The sequence below is a fragment of the Janibacter sp. UYMM211 genome, from assembly GCF_040547045.1.
Lineage (GTDB): Bacteria > Actinomycetota > Actinomycetes > Actinomycetales > Dermatophilaceae > Marihabitans > Marihabitans melonis.
On sequence record NZ_JBEPOY010000002.1, the window covers coordinates 548,531 to 565,104 of the forward strand.

General features: G+C 72.5%; 16 protein-coding genes. 12 read left to right on the forward strand and 4 right to left on the reverse strand.

The genetic code is table 11. The features are described 5' to 3' along the window. Positions 1–10: 10 nt before the first annotated feature. Both ABIB53_RS07735 and ABIB53_RS07740 read left to right on the forward strand, forming a co-directional pair. Positions 11–1,771 (forward strand): DEAD/DEAH box helicase, encoded by a 1,761-nt coding sequence (locus ABIB53_RS07735; RefSeq protein ID WP_354587744.1) that lies wholly within the window; start codon positions 11–13, stop codon positions 1,769–1,771. Next, positions 1,768–2,052, forward strand: a complete 285-nt coding sequence (locus ABIB53_RS07740; RefSeq protein ID WP_123091027.1) for a hypothetical protein — start codon at positions 1,768–1,770, stop codon at positions 2,050–2,052. The genes ABIB53_RS07735 and ABIB53_RS07740 overlap by 4 nt, the downstream gene beginning before the upstream one ends. A gap of 19 nt (positions 2,053–2,071) precedes the next feature. On the opposite strand, the gene ABIB53_RS07745 is transcribed toward ABIB53_RS07740, so the two are convergent. Then, positions 2,072–2,557, reverse strand: a complete 486-nt coding sequence (locus tag ABIB53_RS07745; protein WP_123091026.1) for an Lrp/AsnC family transcriptional regulator — start codon at positions 2,555–2,557, stop codon at positions 2,072–2,074. A gap of 107 nt (positions 2,558–2,664) precedes the next feature. Here ABIB53_RS07745 and hppD point away from each other — a divergent pair, with 107 nt between their 5' ends. From hppD to mnhG, 7 genes are all read left to right on the forward strand, one after another. Further along, positions 2,665–3,903 carry a 4-hydroxyphenylpyruvate dioxygenase gene (gene hppD / locus ABIB53_RS07750; protein ID WP_354587746.1) on the forward strand — a complete coding sequence of 413 codons (1,239 nt, stop codon included), beginning with the start codon at positions 2,665–2,667 and terminating at the stop codon, positions 3,901–3,903. Between the two features lie 110 nt (positions 3,904–4,013). After that, a complete protein-coding gene (locus ABIB53_RS07755) occupies positions 4,014–6,926 on the forward strand; it encodes a Na+/H+ antiporter subunit A (protein WP_229300761.1) in 2,913 nt (970 codons plus the stop codon). Continuing rightward, on the forward strand, positions 6,923–7,426 hold the full coding sequence (locus ABIB53_RS07760) for a Na(+)/H(+) antiporter subunit C (protein WP_068273633.1): 504 nt from the start codon (positions 6,923–6,925) through the stop codon (positions 7,424–7,426). Before ABIB53_RS07755 ends, ABIB53_RS07760 begins: the two co-directional genes overlap by 4 nt. Then, positions 7,423–9,162 carry a Na+/H+ antiporter subunit D gene (locus ABIB53_RS07765; RefSeq protein WP_354587748.1) on the forward strand — a complete coding sequence of 580 codons (1,740 nt, stop codon included), beginning with the start codon at positions 7,423–7,425 and terminating at the stop codon, positions 9,160–9,162. Before ABIB53_RS07760 ends, ABIB53_RS07765 begins: the two co-directional genes overlap by 4 nt. After that, positions 9,159–9,725 (forward strand): Na+/H+ antiporter subunit E, encoded by a 567-nt coding sequence (locus tag ABIB53_RS07770; RefSeq protein WP_191563042.1) that lies wholly within the window; start codon positions 9,159–9,161, stop codon positions 9,723–9,725. The genes ABIB53_RS07765 and ABIB53_RS07770 overlap by 4 nt, the downstream gene beginning before the upstream one ends. Beyond that, positions 9,722–10,087 (forward strand): MrpF/PhaF family protein, encoded by a 366-nt coding sequence (locus tag ABIB53_RS07775; RefSeq protein WP_068273638.1) that lies wholly within the window; start codon positions 9,722–9,724, stop codon positions 10,085–10,087. The genes ABIB53_RS07770 and ABIB53_RS07775 overlap by 4 nt, the downstream gene beginning before the upstream one ends. Beyond that, positions 10,084–10,443 (forward strand): monovalent cation/H(+) antiporter subunit G, encoded by a 360-nt coding sequence (gene mnhG / locus ABIB53_RS07780; protein WP_068273640.1) that lies wholly within the window; start codon positions 10,084–10,086, stop codon positions 10,441–10,443. Before ABIB53_RS07775 ends, mnhG begins: the two co-directional genes overlap by 4 nt. 6 nt (positions 10,444–10,449) lie before the next feature. On the opposite strand, the gene ABIB53_RS07785 is transcribed toward mnhG, so the two are convergent. Beyond that, positions 10,450–11,493, reverse strand: a complete 1,044-nt coding sequence (locus ABIB53_RS07785; RefSeq protein ID WP_354587750.1) for a saccharopine dehydrogenase — start codon at positions 11,491–11,493, stop codon at positions 10,450–10,452. Positions 11,494–11,563: 70 nt separating this feature from the next. Here ABIB53_RS07785 and ABIB53_RS07790 point away from each other — a divergent pair, with 70 nt between their 5' ends. Then, on the forward strand, positions 11,564–12,352 hold the full coding sequence (locus ABIB53_RS07790) for an RDD family protein (protein WP_354587751.1): 789 nt from the start codon (positions 11,564–11,566) through the stop codon (positions 12,350–12,352). A 51-nt stretch (positions 12,353–12,403) separates the two neighbouring features. Here ABIB53_RS07790 and fahA read toward each other — a convergent pair whose 3' ends face one another. Both fahA and ABIB53_RS07800 read right to left on the reverse strand, forming a co-directional pair. After that, entirely contained in the window at positions 12,404–13,603 is a 1,200-nt protein-coding gene (fahA, locus tag ABIB53_RS07795) for a fumarylacetoacetase (protein ID WP_354587752.1), read from the reverse strand. After that, positions 13,600–14,439, reverse strand: coding sequence for a hypothetical protein (locus ABIB53_RS07800; RefSeq protein ID WP_354587753.1), 840 nt, complete (start codon positions 14,437–14,439; stop codon positions 13,600–13,602). The genes fahA and ABIB53_RS07800 overlap by 4 nt, the downstream gene beginning before the upstream one ends. 117 nt (positions 14,440–14,556) lie before the next feature. Between ABIB53_RS07800 and ABIB53_RS07805 the strand changes: the two genes are divergently transcribed. Both ABIB53_RS07805 and ABIB53_RS07810 read left to right on the forward strand, forming a co-directional pair. Further along, positions 14,557–15,228 carry an IclR family transcriptional regulator gene (locus tag ABIB53_RS07805; protein ID WP_354587754.1) on the forward strand — a complete coding sequence of 224 codons (672 nt, stop codon included), beginning with the start codon at positions 14,557–14,559 and terminating at the stop codon, positions 15,226–15,228. A gap of 105 nt (positions 15,229–15,333) precedes the next feature. Then, positions 15,334–16,572 (forward strand): homogentisate 1,2-dioxygenase, encoded by a 1,239-nt coding sequence (locus tag ABIB53_RS07810; protein WP_191564720.1) that lies wholly within the window; start codon positions 15,334–15,336, stop codon positions 16,570–16,572. Positions 16,573–16,574: the final 2 nt, after the last annotated feature.

Genomic DNA, 16,574 nt, shown 5'->3' on the forward strand with positions numbered 1-16,574 from the left:
GGTCGGCGTCATGAGCCAGCACGCCGCGTCGAACCTGCCCCCCGCCTTCCCGGAGCGGGCAGCATGGGGGACCGCCGGCGCGCTGCGGGCCTGGCAGGCCGAGGCGCTGGAGAAGTACCTCGGCAGCGGCGCGCGCGACTTCCTCGCCGTCGCGACCCCGGGAGCGGGCAAGACGACCTTCGCCCTGCGGGTCGCCGCCGAGCTGCTGACCCGCGGCGAGATCGAGGCGGTGACGGTCGTCGCGCCCACCGAGCACCTCAAGACGCAGTGGGCCGACGCCGCGGCCCGCGTGGGCATCCACCTCGACCCGAAGTTCTCGAACTCCGTCGGCTCGACGAGCAGCGACTACGACGGCGTCGCCGTCACCTACGCCCAGGTCGCCTCGCGCGCCTCGGTCCACGAGGCCCGCACGAGGTCGCGGCGCACCTTCGTCATCCTCGACGAGATCCACCACGGCGGCGACAACAAGTCGTGGGGCAGCGCGATCCGCGAGGCCTTCGAGCCGGCCACCCGCCGCCTCGCCCTCACCGGCACGCCCTTCCGCTCCGACACCAACTCCATCCCCTTCGTCACCTACGAGTACGGCGACGACGGGATCCTGCGCTCCTCGGCCGACTACACCTACGGCTACGCCCAGGCGCTCGCCGACCACGTCGTGCGCCCCGTGCTCTTCATGGCCTACGGCGGCGGCATGCGCTGGCGCACCCGCGCGGGCGACGAGGTCGCGGCCCGTCTCGGCGAGCCGATGACCAAGGACCTCGCGGCGCAGGCCTGGCGCACCGCGCTCGACCCGAAGGGGGAGTGGGTCCCCTCGGTCCTCTCGGCCGCCGACAAGCGGCTCACCGAGGTGCGTCGGCACGTCGAGGACGCCGGGGGGCTCGTCATCGCGAGCAACCAGACCCAGGCCCGCGCCTACGCGCGCATCCTCGAGTCGATCACCGGCGAGAAGCCCACCGTCGTGCTCTCCGACGACCCGGGCAGCTCGGCACGCATCGAGACCTTCGCCGCGAGCAGCTCGCGGTGGATGGTCGCCGTGCGCATGGTGTCCGAAGGGGTGGACGTCCCGCGCCTGTGCGTCGGGGTCTACGCGACGTCGACCTCGACGCCGCTGTACTTCGCCCAGGCCGTCGGGCGCTTCGTGCGGGCGCGCAAGCGCGGCGAGACCGCCTCGGTCTTCCTGCCGAGCGTGCCGGTGATCCTCGCCCACGCCGGGACGATGGAGGTCGAGCGCGACCACGCCCTCGACCGCCCCGAGCCCGAGGCCGGCGAGGAGCAGATCTGGTCCGAGGAGGAGGGCCTGCTCGAGGAGGCCAACCGCGACGAGGGCGCGAGCGACGACCTGCTCGGCAGCTTCGAGGCGCTCGAGTCCGACGCCCACTTCGACCACGTGCTCTACGACAGCAAGCAGTGGGGCCTGCACGCCGACGTCGGCTCCGACGACGAGCAGGACTACCTCGGCCTGCCCGGTCTGCTCGAGCCCGACCAGGTGCACGCACTGCTCTCGGAGCGGCAGAGCAAGCAGTCCGCGAAGACCGGTCGGAAGCGCCCGGCCGAGCCGCAGACGGTCTCGGCGCACCGGGCGCTGGCCAGCCAGCGCAAGGAGCTCAACTCGCTCGTCTCGGCCTACGCGACCAAGAAGTCCGTCGCCCACGCGAACGTCCACATGGACCTGCGCCGGGCGTGCGGCGGGCCGGAGCTGGCCACGGCGACGAGCGAGCAGGTCACCGAGCGGATCGAGACCATCCGGCGCTGGTTCGTCGGCCGTCGGTGAGCGTGCTCGAGGCGAAGATCGCCGTCACCCAGGTCGCCCTCGTCGTCATCGCGGTCCTGCTGGCGACGGCCTTCACCGCCGGTGCCGTGGCGACGGGGACCTGGGCGTGGCTCGTCGCCGTGCCGATGGACCTGGTGGGAGCGGCGCTCGTCGTCGTCGGCGGCCAGCGCCGCCGCCGCACCGACGGGGCGCGGGGGATGGCGGTCTCCGTGCTCGGCGGGCTGCTCGTCGTCGGGTCGATCTGGGCTGCCTTCGTGCTGGGCGACCTGCTCGCGTCCTAGCGGCTCGTGCGGGCCAGGCTCACACGAGACCGGCGGCCCGGTGGACGAGGGGGCCGGTGCGCATCGGCAGGTGGGTGACGAGCGCGATCGCGGTGCTCGCCCGGATGACGTGGACGTCGTCGATCATCTCGTCGATGACGCGGCCGAGATCGGCGTTGTCGCGCGCCACGACCCGCACGATGAGGTCGCCGTCACCGGTCGTCGAGTGGATCTCGAGGACCTGCGGCAGCCCGCTGAGGTGCGCGACGACGGGCCCGTGACCCTGGCGCTGGTTGATCTCGAGGGTGCAGAAGGCGGTGACGGGGAAGCCGAGCGCCTCCGGGTCGACCTGAGGCGCGAGCGAGGCGATGACCCCGGTCGTCTGCAACCGGTCCAGACGTGCCTGCACGGTGCCGCGGGCGACCCCGAGCTCGCGCGAGGCGCCGAGCACGCCGATCTGCGGCTGCTGCGTCAGCAGGTCGAGCAGGCGTGCGTCGAGCTCGTCGATGCCGTCGGGTCTGGCCATGGTCACATTGTGCTCGCGTGCCGATGTATGCCGCAAGGTCCTGGACAGCCTGTCCAGTGTCGGATGCTTCCCTTGCGCAGACTGCATGTCGGTTGGACCCTCGGCTCATGACTGACACGACAGCGACGTCGACCCCGCCCCTCGACCTCACCGAGCAGGAGCGCCAGGCCGACCTGGACCTCGACCAGCTCAAGCAGCTCGTCGGTCTCGTCGAGTACGACGAGAGCACCGACCCCTTCCCGGTGACCGGGTGGGACGCCATCGTCTTCGTCGTCGGCAACGCGACCCAGACGGCGCACTACTACCAGTCCGCGTGGGGCATGGAGCTCGTCGCCTACTCCGGCCCGGAGAACGGCAACCGCGACCACAAGGCCTTCGTCCTGAAGTCCGGCTCGATCCGCTTCGTCGTCAAGGGCGCCGTGAGCCCCGACAGCCCGCTCATCGCCCACCACGCGACGCACGGCGACGGCGTCGTCGACATCTCGCTCGAGGTGCCCGACGTCGACCGGTGCATCGCCCAGGCCAAGGCCGCCGGGGCGACCGTGCTCCAGGAGCCGGAGACCGTCACCGACGAGCACGGCGCGATCCGCGTCGCCGCCATCGCCACGTACGGCGAGACCCGCCACACCCTCGTGCAGCGCGTCGTCGACGGCCAGACCTACGCCGGCCCGTACCTGCCCGGGTACGTCGCGAGGACCTCCGGCTTCGTCAAGCGCGACGGCGCCCCGAAGCGCCTCTTCCAGGCCCTCGACCACATCGTCGGCAACGTCGAGCTCGGCCGGATGGACGAGTGGGTCGGCTTCTACAACCGGGTCATGGGCTTCGTGAACATGGCCGAGTTCATCGGCGACGACATCGCCACCGAGTACTCGGCGCTCATGAGCAAGGTCGTCGCCAACGGCAACCACCGCGTGAAGTTCCCCCTCAACGAGCCGGCCATCGCCAAGAAGCGCAGCCAGATCGACGAGTACCTCGACTTCTACGCCGGTCCCGGTGCCCAGCACCTCGCCCTGGCGACGAACGACATCCTGCGCACGGTCGACGAGCTGCGCACCGAGGGCGTGGAGTTCCTCGACACCCCGGACGCGTACTACGACGACCCGCAGATGCGGGCACGCATCGGCGAGGTCCGCGTCCCCATCGAAGAGCTCAAGGCGCGCGGCATCCTCGTCGACCGCGACGAGGACGGCTACCTGCTGCAGATCTTCACCAAGCCGCTCGGCGACCGCCCGACGGTCTTCTTCGAGATCATCGAGCGCCACGGCTCGCTCGGCTTCGGCAAGGGCAACTTCAAGGCGCTCTTCGAGTCCATCGAGCGCGAGCAGGACAAGCGCGGCAACCTCTGAGGCGCCGCCGCGCGGCCCCCAGGAGACCTCGACGCCCCGTCGGCTCCCACGGCCGACGGGGCGCCGTCGTCCCTGACGTAAACTTGGGCTGACCCACCGACCGCCGATGCTTGCATCTGCACGACAGCCGGAGGCCCCTTCTGCTCCCCCTTCTCGCCGCGCACGTCGTCCTCGCCGTGCTGGCGCCCGTGCTCATCGGCCGGATGGGGAGTCGCGCGTTCTACGTGCTGGCCCTCGGACCGGCCGCCACGACGGTGTGGGCCCTGGCCCAGACCGACGCCGCGATGCGCGGGGAGGTCACCCAGCAGCTGACGTGGGTCCCGGCCCTCGACATGAGCGTCACCCTCGTCATGGGGCCGCTCCAGTGGTTGATGACCCTTGTCGTCGCCGGGGTGGGGGCCCTGGTCCTCGCGTACTGCGCCGCCTACTTCGGCGAGGGGGAGGCCGGGCGCGGTCTGCTCGCCGGCACGCTCGTCGCCTTCGCCGGCGCGATGCTCGGTCTGGTGTGGGCCGACAACCTGCTCATCACCTACGTCTTCTGGGAGCTGACGACGGTCTTCAGCTTCTTGCTCATCGGCTTCGACCCGGCCAAGCGCTCGGCGCGCGCCGCCGCGACGACCGCCCTCGTCGTCACGACCCTCGGCGGGCTCGCGATGCTCGTCGGCATCCTCGTCCTCGGCGGCCTGGCGGGCACCTACTCGATCAGCGGGATCCTCGCCTCGCCACCGGCCAGCTCCGGCGCCCTGTCCGCGGCGGTCGTGCTGCTCCTCCTCGGCGCGCTGAGCAAGTCGGCGCTCTTCCCCTTCCACTTCTGGCTGCCCGGGGCGATGGCCGCGCCGACCCCGGTGAGCGCCTACCTCCACGCCGCCGCGATGGTCAAGGCCGGCGTCTTCCTCGTCGCGCTGCTCGTCCCCGCCTTCGCCGACGTCCCGGGCTGGCGCGAGCTGCTCCTGCCCCTGGGCGCCCTGACGATGCTCATCGGCGGGTGGCGCTCCCTTCGCCAGTACGACATCAAGCTGCTCCTCGCCTACGGCACGGTCTCCCAGCTCGGCTTCCTGCTCACCGTCCTCGGGGTCGGCTCGCAGATGACCGCCTTCGCCGGCATGGCGATGGTGCTCGCGCACGCGCTCTTCAAGGCCACGCTCTTCCTCGTCGTCGGCATCATCGACAAGCACGCCGGCACCCGCGACATCCGCAAGCTGCACGGGCTGCGGCACCGCATGCCGCTCGTCTTCGCCTTCGCGGTGCTCGCGAGCATGTCGATGGCCGGGCTGCCCCCGCTCATCGGCTTCATCGGCAAGGAGAGCATCTGGGCGGCGCTGCTCGCCGTCGCGACCGAAGGGGACGGGACCCCCCTTCGCGGGTGGGCCGGGTGGGCCGTCGTCGTCGCCCTCGTCCTTGGCACGGTGCTCACCGTCGCGTACACCCTGCGCTTCCTGCACGGCGCCTTCTGGGGCCGTGGCCCGGCCGACGAGGACACGCCCTGCACCCACGTCTCGCCGCGCTACTGGGCCGTCCCGGGCGTCCTCGCCCTGCTCAGCCTCGGTCTCGGCTTCAGCGGCGCGGTGCTCAGCGAGCACATCTGGCCCTACGCCGAGCAGCTCGAGCCGGCCCTGCACCCCGAGGAGCTGGCCCTGTGGCACGGCGTCGGGGGACCGCTCCTGCTGTCGGTCCTCGCGACCCTCGGGGGCGTCCTGCTCTTCCTCGGGCGCAAGACCTTCGGCCAGCTGCAGGGCGCGCTGTCCTTCGGCTGGAGCGCCGAGCGCGCGTACGGCTGGTCGATCCGCGGTCTCGAGCGGGCCGCGGTCGAGACGACCGGTCTGGCCCAGCGGGGCTCGGTGGCGATCTACCTCGCCGTCGCCCTCGTCGTCGTCGTCGCGGTGCCCGGCACCGTCGTGTGGACCGTCGAGCAGGGCGGCGGGGTCATCGCCTACGACACCCCGGCGCAGCTGCTCGTCGCCCTCGTCATCGTCCTCGCGGCGCTCGTGACGACCCGCTCTCGTCGTCGTCTGCGCGCCGTCATCCTCGTGAGCGTCACCGGGTACGGCTGCGCCCTGCTCTTCCTCCTGCACGGCGCGGTCGACCTCGCCCTGACCCAGGTGCTCGTCGAGACGATCAGCCTCGTCGTCTTCGTCCTCGTCCTGCGCCGTCTGCCGCAGCACTTCACCGACCGCCCGCTGACGCGCACGCGCTACTGGCGGATGGCGCTGGCCACCGCGGTCGCCGTCGTCGTCGGCGCGATCCTCACCGCCGCGACGATGTACCGCACCCAGGCCCCGCTCACCCCCGAGCTCGTCGCGGGCGCCATCGACTTCGGCGCGGGCTACAACGTCGTCAACGTCACCCTCGTCGACGTGCGCGCGTGGGACACCTTCGGCGAGATCTCGGTGCTCCTCGTCGCCGCTACCGGCGTCGCCTCGCTGCTCTTCATCGACACCCGCAGCGCGGGCATCCGACGGGTCGCCGACATCCCCTACCCGAAGGGGGTGAAGAAGCTGCCGAGCCAGCCCGGCCGCCGCGCGTGGCTGCCGGCCCCGCGCACCCTCGCGCCGGAGAACCGCTCGATCCTCTTCGAGGTCGTCACCCGGCTGATCTTCCACCCGATGCTCCTCATCGGGGTCTACCTGCTCTTCGCCGGGCACAACAACCCCGGCGGCGGCTTCGCCGGGGGCATCGTCGTCGGGCTCGCGCTCGTCGTGCGCTACCTCGCCGGCGGCCGCTACGAGCTCGACGAGGCGATGCCGGTCGACGCCGGTGTCGTCCTCGGTGCCGGGCTCTTCGTCGCCGCGATCTCGGCGCTGTCGCCGCTCGCCTTCGGCGGCCAGGTGCTCCAGTCCTTCGTGCTCGAGACCGACGTCCCGCTCCTCGGCCACGTCAAGCTCGTCAGCTCGCTCTTCTTCGACATCGGGGTCTTCCTCGTCATCATCGGGCTCGTGCTCGACCTGCTGCGCTCGCTCGGCTCCGGCATCGACCGGCACATCCGACGAGAGCAGCGCCAACGAGAGGAGGAGGCCGCAGCATGACCGTCAACCTCACGCTCGTCCTCGCGACGATGATCCTCGTCGGCTGCGGCGTCTACCTCATGCTCGAGCGCTCGCTGACCCGCGTCCTCGTCGGGCTCGTGCTGCTGAGCAACGGCGTCAACCTCGGCTTCCTCGTCGTCAGCGGACCGAGCGGACGCCCCCCGCTCGTCGACCGCTACGACGTCTCCGAGATCTCCGACCCGCTGCCCCAGGCCTTCGTGCTCACCGCGATCGTCATCACCCTGGGCACGACCGCCTTCCTGCTCGCCATGGCCTACCGCAGCTGGCAGCTGAGCGGCAACGACGACGTCAAGGACGACGTCGAGGACGCCGCGATCCGCCGACTGGCCCACGAGGACCAGATGTCCGACGGCTACGACCTCGCCGCCGGCGAGACGACCGACGACGCCCTCGAGGTCTTCGACGAGGAGGGCGACGAGCCCGAGGGGCCCGACCACGACGGGGCCGGTCCGCGCGCGACCGCCCAGGAGACCCGATGAATTCCCTGATCCCCGTCCCCGTCCTGCTGCCGCTGCTCGGCGCGGGCCTGACGCTCGTGCTCGTGCACCGGCCGCGGGCCCAGCGCGCGGTCTCGGTCGCGGTACTCGTGGCCGTCGTCGCCCTCGCGGCCTACCTGCTCTGGGCCGTCGACGAGCACGGCACGATGGCCGTCTGGGTCGGCGGCTGGGAGGCGCCGCTCGGCATCTCGCTCGTCGCCGACCGGCTCTCGACCCTCATGCTCCTCGTGAGCAGCTCGGTCGCGCTCGCCGTCCTCGTGTACTCGATCGGCCAGGGCATGATCGACGACGACGAGAGCGCGCCGGTCTCGATCTACCACCCGACCTTCCTCGTGCTCGTCGCCGGGGTGAGCAACGCCTTCCTCGCCGGCGACCTCTTCAACATCTTCGTCAGCTTCGAGATGCTGCTCTTCGCCTCGTACGTGCTGCTCACCCTCGGCGGAACCGAGAGCCGGATCCGCGCCGGGACGATCTACGTCGTCGTCAACATGCTCAGCTCGATGCTCTTCCTCATCTCCATCGCGGCGGTCTACGGGGCGACCGGGTCGGTCAACCTCGCCCGGCTCCACGAGAGCCTCGCCCAGCTGCCCGACCCCGTCGCGCTCACCCTGCAGCTGCTGCTCCTCACGACCTTCGGCGTCAAGGCGGCGATGTTCCCGCTCGGCTTCTGGCTGCCGGACAGCTACCCGACGGCCCCCGCGCCGGTCACCGCGGTCTTCGCGGGGCTGCTGACGAAGGTCGGTGTCTACGCGATCCTGCGCACGCAGACGCTGCTCTTCCCCGACCGCCCGCTCACCGACCTGCTCCTCGTCGTCGCGGTGCTGACGATGGTCGTCGGCATCCTCGGCGCCGTCGCGCAGAGCGACCTCAAGCGACTGCTGTCCTTCACCCTCGTCAGCCACATCGGCTACATGATCTTCGGCATCGCGCTGGCGACGAAGGGGGGAGTGTCGGGCGCCGTCTTCTACGTCGCGCACCACATCACCATCCAGACCGCGCTCTTCCTCGTGCTCGGCCTGCTCGAGCGCCGGGCGGGCTCGACCTCGCTCGTGCGCCTCGGCGGTCTCGCCCGGATCGCCCCGCTCATCGCGGTGCTCTTCTTCGTGCCGGCGATGAACCTCGCGGGCATCCCGCCGCTGTCGGGCTTCATCGGCAAGATCGGGCTGATGAGCGCCGGCGTCGAGACGGGCACCCCGCTTGCCTACGTCCTCGTCGCGGCGAGCGCCGTCACCTCGCTGCTCACCCTCTACGCCATCGCCAAGGCGTGGAGCCTGGCCTTCTGGCGCACCCCGGCCCAGGCGCACGAGCTCGCGGTCGCCATCGTCGCGCACGAGCAGACCACCGACGACGCGGTCGAGACGACCTCGGTCCCGGTCGGCACCAGCGGGCGGTGGCAGTCCGACGCCCTCGTCGAGGCCGAGTCCTTCACGCTCCAGCGCGAGGAGGCTGACGACGAGCGCCGTCGCAAGGACTCCGAGGCGGGGCCCGAGGCCTTCGACACCGAGGACGACGAGACGCTCTACGAGCGCGAGCTGCGTGGCGCGAGCCACCAGCTGCCGCGCTCGATGGTGGGGGCGACGGTCGCCCTAGTCGCCGCGAGCGTCATGCTCAGCGTCATCGGCGGGCCGCTGTACGGGCTTGCCGACCGGGCCTCGGCCGACCTGCTCGACCCCCAGGACTACGTCCAGGCGGTCCTGCCGACGGTGGAGTCGCGATGAGCACCCGAGACCACGGCGCGGTGGCCACCTCTGCGAAGACGCCCTCGCGGCGCACGCGCGTCAACCCCTTCCTCCTCGTCGTCCTCACGGCGCTGTGGGTGGCGCTGTGGGGCGAGCTCAACGTCTACAACGTCGTCGCCGGGCTGCTCATCGCCGTCGGCGTGCAGGTGCTCCTGCCGCTGCCGCCGCTGCGCATCGACGGCCGGGTGCACCCGGTGGCCCTGACGACCTTCCTCGTCGGCTTCGTCTGGCAGACGCTCGTCGCGAGCGTCGTCGTCGCGCGGCACGTGCTCAGCCTGCGCACGACGCCGCGCAACGCCGTCATGGAGGTCGACCTGCGCAGCGAGTCCGACTTCATCCTCACGCTCGTCGCGATCGTCACCTCGCTCATCCCCGGCTCGGTCGTCGTCGAGGCGCGGCGCTCGACGCACAGCCTCTTCATCCACGCCCTCGGCGTCGACGACGACGAGGCGGTCGAGCGCGAGCGCGAGCGCGTGCTGCGCACCGAGGAGCAGCTCATCCGGGCCTTCGGCCAGACCATCACCCCGCGGGAGCCCTCATGAGCACCGTCGTCGTCGGCATCTGCGTCGCCATGCTCGGCGTCGGGCTGCTGCTCCTGCTGGCCCGGATGACCATCGGCCCGACGGTCCTCGACCGGACCGTGAGCTTCGACGTCATGGTCGCCTTCGCGATCATCGGCATCTGCCTGCACGCCGCGGTCGTGCGCTCGACCGACAGCCTCGTGCTGCTCGTCGTGCTCACCCTCGTCGGCTTCATCGGCTCGGTGAGCGTCGCCCGCTTCATCGACCCGACGAGCGTGGACGACGACGGCGAGGAGCAGCCGGCCGGCGACGGCCGGGACGCGGAGGGCGAGGCGCTCGACGACTCGCCCGTGGAGGGCGTGGCCCGAGGGGAGATGCGATGACCCAGGTCCTCGACGTCCTCGCCTCGGTGTGCTTCGTCCTCGCGTGCTTCTTCGCCCTCGTCTCCGCGATCGGCATGTTCCGCTTCCCCGACCTGCTGAGCCGGATGCACGCGGGCACCAAGCCGCAGGTCGTCGGCCTCGGTCTCGCGCTGCTCGGGCTCGCGCTGTCGTTGCGCAGCATCCCCGTCGCGGTCCTGCTCGTCTTCGTCGCGGTCTTCCAGGGCGTCACGGCGCCCATCGCCTCGCACATGGTCGGGCGCGCGTCCTTCCGTGCCCGTCAGGTGCGCTCCGACCTCCTCGTCGTCGACGACCTCACGGAGACGCTCCAGGGCGAGGAGCCCCGCGGCGCCCCGTGAGCCCGCTCAGGCGCGTGCGCCCATGGCCTCGTCGAAGGAGCGCTGCGCCGCCGTCCACGCCGGGCTGCAACCGGGCAGCTGCAGCAGGGTCGGCAGGAGGTCGGCCGAGAAGGTCGTGCTCGCCTCGCGGGGCAGCAGCGAGGGCAGGTTGTCGATCGCGATGACGTCGACGGCCGGTCCGGCGCCGTCGTCGCGGACCCGTCGCACGGGCTGCTCCCACGTCGTCTCCTGCGTGACGACGGGCACGAGGTTGAGCTCGCTGGTGAAGTCGGCGGTGACGTCGGCGACCGTGCGCAGGCGTCGTGCCGGGTCGTCGAGGTCTGCGTCGGTGACGAAGGGGGGAGCCGGCGCCGTGACCATGACGCAGTTGACGAGCACGTCGTGGGCGAGGAGGGCCTCGCGGTCGAGGACGGCCGTCTCCGCGAGGTCCCAGGCGGTGGCCTGCGAGCCGGCGACGGCGATCGCGTCGCGCGCACCGGTGCCGCTGCGCCCGAGCGCCCCCGTCACCAGGTAGCGCTCGTCCTGCCCGGTGCTCGCGCGCAGGCGCGCGTCGAGCTCCTCGCGCTCCATCGGGTGCAGCGGCGTCTCGAGCGCACCCCTCGTGCTCAGCGCCGCGAGGGCTGCTCCGACGTAGCCGGCCCAGTAGCCGAAGGCGACGACCCGCCGGCCCTCGACCGTGAGGTACTCGATGTCGAGCAGGCGGCCCCCGCCGCGACGGAAGCGCGCGAGCAGCTCCTGGGCCCCGGTCTGGCCCTTGTAGGCGTGGCCGAAGAAGACGTGGGTGTGGCGCAGCTCGGCGGGCTCGTCGGGCAGCTCCTTGAGACCGAGGACGACGGCGTCGTCGGGCGCGTCCACCCAGGACAGCGCGTCGGCGAGCGTCGCGCCCGCGTCGGCGTACTCGTCGTCGGCGAAGACCCGCTGCGGGGAGCGCTCGACGGTCAGGGCGTGCCCGGCGGCGACGACGCGAGCCGCGTCGGCCGGGGTGAGGGGCGCACGTCGTTCCGTGCTCCGGGTCTCGTGCCGCATCCACAGGTGCATCGCGTCAGTCACGCGCCCATGCTGCCCCACCCGGACGCCGCCCGGGCCGGAGGCCTGCAGGCCGTCGTGAGAACCTGTGCCCATGACGCAGAGCCCCGAGCGCGCCGGCTGGTACGACGACCCGGAGGACCCGGAGCAGCTGCGCTACTTCGACGGCATCGTGTGGTCGCAGCGGGTCGTGCCCAAGCGCGCCCCGGTCCGGCAGCCCGAGCCCACCCCTTCGCCCGTCCCGGGGCACGTCGACCCGACCCCGGTCGGCTTCCCGCGGCAGCCGGCACCGCAGGCCTCGTGGCAGGACGGCCCCCGCACCGCGCCCGGCGCGGGCGGGGTGGCCGCCGACGGCCGCCCGCTCGCGGGCTTCGGGCTGCGCCTGGCCTCGGGGCTCATCGACCTGCTCGTCGTGTGGGCGATCGGCGTCGTCACGGCGGGCTGGGCCTTCTGGCTGTGGATGGCCGACTACGTCGCCTTCGCCGTCGACAACGTCGGTGACCCCGACGCGGTGCAGCGCCTCGACCCCGACGACCTCGTCGCGTTCTTCGACTGGCGCTGGTTCACCATCGCCATCGGGCTCATGGCGCTCACCGCCTGGATCTACCACGTGCTCATGCTCACCCGGCGCGGCGGGACCGTCGGCAAGCTCGCGACGAGCACGACCGTGCGCGTCGTCGGCCAGCCGGTCGGCCCGCTCCCGGCGAGCGCGGCGATCCGCCGCACGAGCCTCGTCGTCCTGCTGTGGCTGCTGTGCAGCGTGCCGCTGATCTCCTGGTTCGCGGTGCCGGCGCTCGTCGTCGACCACGTGTGGGCCGCGCGCGACCCGCAGCGCCAGACCATCCACGACAAGCTCGCGGGGACCGAGGTCGTCCAGCGCTGAGCCCCGCCACCCCGTCGCCGCCCGACATGCGGGGCGACGGGGGAGGGCCGGTCAGCCGCGGATGGTCCCCGTGCACTCGCCGAGACTGATCCGGCCGCCGGCGCCCGGGGCGCTCGCACGCAGGGTGACCGTGTCGCCGTCCTCGAGGAAGGTGCGGGTCGACCCGTCGTCGAGGGTGACCGGCTCGGTGCCGTTCCACGACAGCTCGAGGAAGCTGCCACGGGTCCCGGCCTTCGGGCCCGAGATGGTGCCCGACCCGAAGAGGTCACCGGCGCTCACCTTCGCGCCGTTGACGCTGAGGTGGGCGAGCATCTGCTCGGGCGCCCAGTACATCGTGCGGTACGGCGGGCGGGAGACGACGGTGCCGTTCCACTCCACCTCGTACTCGAGGTCGATGCCGCGGGCCGCGGCTCCGGTGAGGTAGGGCAGCGGCTGCGGGTCCTGCGCCGGCAGCGGCACGCGGGCCGGCTCGAGCGCGACCATCGGGGTGACCCACGCCGAGATCGTCGTCGCGAAGGACTTGCCGAGGAAGGGGCCGAGCGGCACGTACTCCCAGGCCTGGATGTCACGGGCCGACCAGTCGTCGAGCAGCACGACACCGAAGAGGTGCTCGGCGGCCTCGTCGACGCTCAGGCTCTGCCCGATCTGCGTGCTCCCGCCGACGACGAGACCGAGCTCGGCCTCGATGTCGAGCTTGATGCTCGGGCCGAAGGTCGGGGCGGCGTCGGCCGGGGCCTTGCGCTGGCCGTGGGGGCGACGCACGTCGGTGCCGGAGACGACGACGGTGCTCGAGCGGCCGTGGTACCCGATCGGCAGGTGGCGCCAGTTCGGGGTGAGCGGCTCGGAGTCGGGGCGGAAGATGCGCCCGACGTTCGAGGCGTGGTGCTCGCTGGCGTAGAAGTCGACGTAGTCGGCGACGGCGAAGGGCAGGTGCAGGGTCACGTCGTCGAGGTCGTGCACGTGCTCGGCGAGCACCGGGGCGCGGTCCTCGTCGGCGACGAGCTCGGTGAGCCACGCACGGGTCGGCTCCCACTCCTGGGGCACCTCGAGCAGGGCCGTGAGGTCCCCGCCCGAGTACGGCCGTGCGTCGCGGTGGCAGACCTGCGCGGCCGCGGCGACGTCGAGCACCTGCTCGCCGATGCGCACGCCGAGACGGGGTGCACCGGCTCCGACGGAGAAGGACCCGTAGGGCAGGTGGTGGGGGCCGAAGGGGTGGTCGGTGCCGACGGCGAGCCAGGGGTGGGTGGTCATGCTGCTCCTGCCACGAGGTCGAGCTCGGCGAGCTCGGTGATGGGGTCCGTGACGCCGCAGCACCCGTAGGCGGTGAGGGTGCGGCGGACGCGGTCGGTGCGGTCGGCGTCCCAGGTGCGCACGGCGGCGGCGAGGACGGCGGGGTCGCGCTCGGCGAGGATCTCGGCGAGCCGGTCGGTGTCGGGTGCCAGGGCGTCGGTGATCGCGGCGTCGACGGCGACGAGCACGTCGAGCAGCCCGTGCTGCGGACCGCCGTCGTGGTCGCCGCGCACGACGTGGTGCAGACCGCCGGTGAGCTTGGTCGAGATGCCCAGCTGGACGACGTCGGTGATGTGCCGGGCCAGCTCGTGCTCGTCGGGCCACTCCCACGTGGGGGTGGCGCCGGTGCGCAGCTTCGCCTGGACGGCGTGGCCCTCCTGCTGACCGTCGCGGACGTCGGCGAGGGCGCGGTCGCGGTCGGCGCCGCGCGGGATCTCGAGCACGAGGGGGCGGTCGGCGAAGGGGAGGGAGCGCCAGTCGGCCTGCCAGCCGATCTCGACGCCGCGCACGTCGAGCGCCGTGCCGTGGGTGGCGTCGAGCGCGGCGCTCACGTCTGCGGCGGGCGTGCCCGGCCGGGCGACGACGACGACCCCGACCGGGGTGCCGCCGGCGAGGGGCACGAGCTCGCCGACGCCGGAGGCGGGGACGAGGAGCGGCCCGACCATCGCGGCGTACCAGGCGGCGCGGTGCTCGTGGTGCTCGGCGAGGGCGCGGGGGAGAGGGGCCTGACCCGGGGGGAAGACGGCGGCGTCGTCGACGAGCCCGGCGAAGAGCGCGGCGGGTGGGGCGGGCGTCATCGCGTCTCCTGGTGTCCGTTTATCGGTCGAGATCATCCGTGCAGCGGACTCCACCGTGGTGCGCCGCCCGGGTCGATGTCAAGCGCACGACCTCCGTCACGGACATAGGGTGCCCCCATGCCCGACGCGGAGCACAGCCAGGGCGCGGTGCGGCCGCGCGAGTCCGTCCAGACCCTCGACCGGGGGCTGCGTGTGCTCGAGGTCCTCGCCCGCCCCGAGGCGGCCGGTGGCCTGACCGTCGCCGAGCTCGCCCGTGAGCTCGGCGTGGGGCGCACCGTCGTCTACCGCCTCGTCGAGACCCTCGCCGACCACGGCCTCGTCGGACGGGCAGGAGACGGGCGCTGCCGGCTCGGCATGGGGCTGACCCAGCTCGCGGGCTCGCTCGGCCCGCGGATCCGGGCGAGCGCCACCCCGACCCTGCGCCGTCTGGCCGACGAGATCGGTGCGACCGCCCACCTCACCCTCCTCGAGAGCGGTGAGGCAGCCGCCGCGGTCGTCGTCGAGCCGTCGTGGACCGATCTGCACGTCGCCTACCGCGTCGGCACCCGGCACGCCCTCGACGAGGGCGCCGCCGGCCGGGCGGTCCTCGCCGGCCGGGCGGGTGACCTCGGGGCCGTGATGACGAAGGGGGAGCTGCAGTCGGGGGCTGTCGGGGTCGCCGCGCCGCTGCCGCCCGGGTGCGGTGTCGAGGGCTCCGTCGGGGTCGTCTCGCTCGGCGAGCTCGACCTCGCGTCGGTCGGCCCGAGGATCGTCGCCGCGGCGGCCGAGGTCGCCGCGCGACTGGGCTGACCCCCCTTCGCCCCCGTCTTGACAGGGCCGGGCGACCTCGCGACCATGAGTCCGGAAGAAGGACATAGTCGTCCGATAGTCGGACGGTGGCTCAGGAGGTCTGCGATGGCGTACTACCGCGCGACGGGCAGCATCCCGCCCAAGCGGCACACCCAGCACCCGGACGGCGAGGGCGGGCTCTACTACGAGGAGCTCATGGGCGAGGAGGGCTTCTCGAGCGACAGCTCGCTGCTCTACCACCGCGAGATCCCCAGCGAGATCACCGCGAGCGAGATCTGGGAGCTGCCCGACCAGACCCTCACGGCGAACCACCCGCTCAAGCCCATGCACCTGCAGCCGCACCGCCTCTTCGGCGAGGACGACGCCGCAGTGGCCGAGGTCGACGCCGTGCAGGGCCGCCGCCTCCTCCTCGGCAACGGTGACGTGCGGATCTCCTACGTCGTCGCCGGCGCGGTGAGCCCCTGGTACCGCAACGCCGTCGGCGACGAGCTCGTCTACGTCGAGCGCGGCGCCGGACGCGTCGAGACGGTCTTCGGCTCGCTCGAGGTGGCGAAGGGCGACTACGTCGTCATGCCCCGCGCGACGACCCACCGCTGGCTGCCCGCGTCCTCGGCCGACGCGGCCGACGGGTCCGTGCTGCGCCTGTACGTCTGCGAGGCGAGCAGCCACATCCAGCCGCCGAAGCGCTACCTCTCGAAGCACGGCCAGCTGCTCGAGCACGCCCCGTACTGCGAGCGCGACCTGCGCGGCCCCCAGGGGCCCCTGCTCGCCGAGGACATCGGTGCCGAGCGCGGCGAGAGCACCGAGGTGCTCGTGCGCCATCGTGGCAACGGGCCCGGCGGGGTCGTCGGCACCCGCTTCACCTACCCCTTCCACCCGCTCGACGTCGTCGGCTGGGACGGCTGCCTCTACCCCTACGTCTTCAACATCGCCGACTACGAGCCGATCACCGGCCGGGTCCACCAGCCGCCGCCCGTGCACCAGGTGTGGGAGGGGTGGAACTTCGTCGTGTGCAACTTCGTGCCGCGCAAGGTCGACTACCACCCGCTGTCGATCCCGGTGCCGTACTACCACTCGAACGTCGACAGCGACGAGGTGATGTTCTACGTCGACGGCGACTACGAGGCGCGCAAGGGCTCGGGCATCGGGCGCGGCTCGATCAGCCTGCACCCCGGCGGGCACGCCCACGGGCCGCAGCCGGGTGCCTACGAGAAGTCGATCGGCATCGAGTACTTCGACGAGACGGCCGTCATGGTGGACACCTTCCGGCCCCTCGAGATCGGCGAAGGGGGACTGGCCTGCGACGACGGCCGGTACGCCTGGAGCTGGACCGGCGGGCGCTGACC

Bases quoted from the DNA above. Each gene is read 5' to 3' on its own strand.
- ABIB53_RS07800 (WP_354587753.1), bottom strand. From the start codon at position 14,439: ATGACGCCCGCCCCACCCGCCGCGCTCTTCGCCGGGCTCGTCGACGAC.
- ABIB53_RS07770 (WP_191563042.1), top strand. From the start codon at position 9,159: ATGAGCACCCGAGACCACGGCGCGGTGGCCACCTCTGCGAAGACGCCC.
- ABIB53_RS07760 (WP_068273633.1), top strand. From the start codon at position 6,923: ATGACCGTCAACCTCACGCTCGTCCTCGCGACGATGATCCTCGTCGGC.
- ABIB53_RS07810 (WP_191564720.1), top strand. From the start codon at position 15,334: ATGGCGTACTACCGCGCGACGGGCAGCATCCCGCCCAAGCGGCACACC.
- mnhG (WP_068273640.1), top strand. From the start codon at position 10,084: ATGACCCAGGTCCTCGACGTCCTCGCCTCGGTGTGCTTCGTCCTCGCG.
- fahA (WP_354587752.1), bottom strand. From the start codon at position 13,603: ATGACCACCCACCCCTGGCTCGCCGTCGGCACCGACCACCCCTTCGGC.
- ABIB53_RS07775 (WP_068273638.1), top strand. From the start codon at position 9,722: ATGAGCACCGTCGTCGTCGGCATCTGCGTCGCCATGCTCGGCGTCGGG.
- ABIB53_RS07790 (WP_354587751.1), top strand. From the start codon at position 11,564: ATGACGCAGAGCCCCGAGCGCGCCGGCTGGTACGACGACCCGGAGGAC.
- ABIB53_RS07745 (WP_123091026.1), bottom strand. From the start codon at position 2,557: ATGGCCAGACCCGACGGCATCGACGAGCTCGACGCACGCCTGCTCGAC.
- ABIB53_RS07805 (WP_354587754.1), top strand. From the start codon at position 14,557: ATGCCCGACGCGGAGCACAGCCAGGGCGCGGTGCGGCCGCGCGAGTCC.
- hppD (WP_354587746.1), top strand. From the start codon at position 2,665: ATGACTGACACGACAGCGACGTCGACCCCGCCCCTCGACCTCACCGAG.
- ABIB53_RS07735 (WP_354587744.1), top strand. From the start codon at position 11: ATGAGCCAGCACGCCGCGTCGAACCTGCCCCCCGCCTTCCCGGAGCGG.
- ABIB53_RS07765 (WP_354587748.1), top strand. From the start codon at position 7,423: ATGAATTCCCTGATCCCCGTCCCCGTCCTGCTGCCGCTGCTCGGCGCG.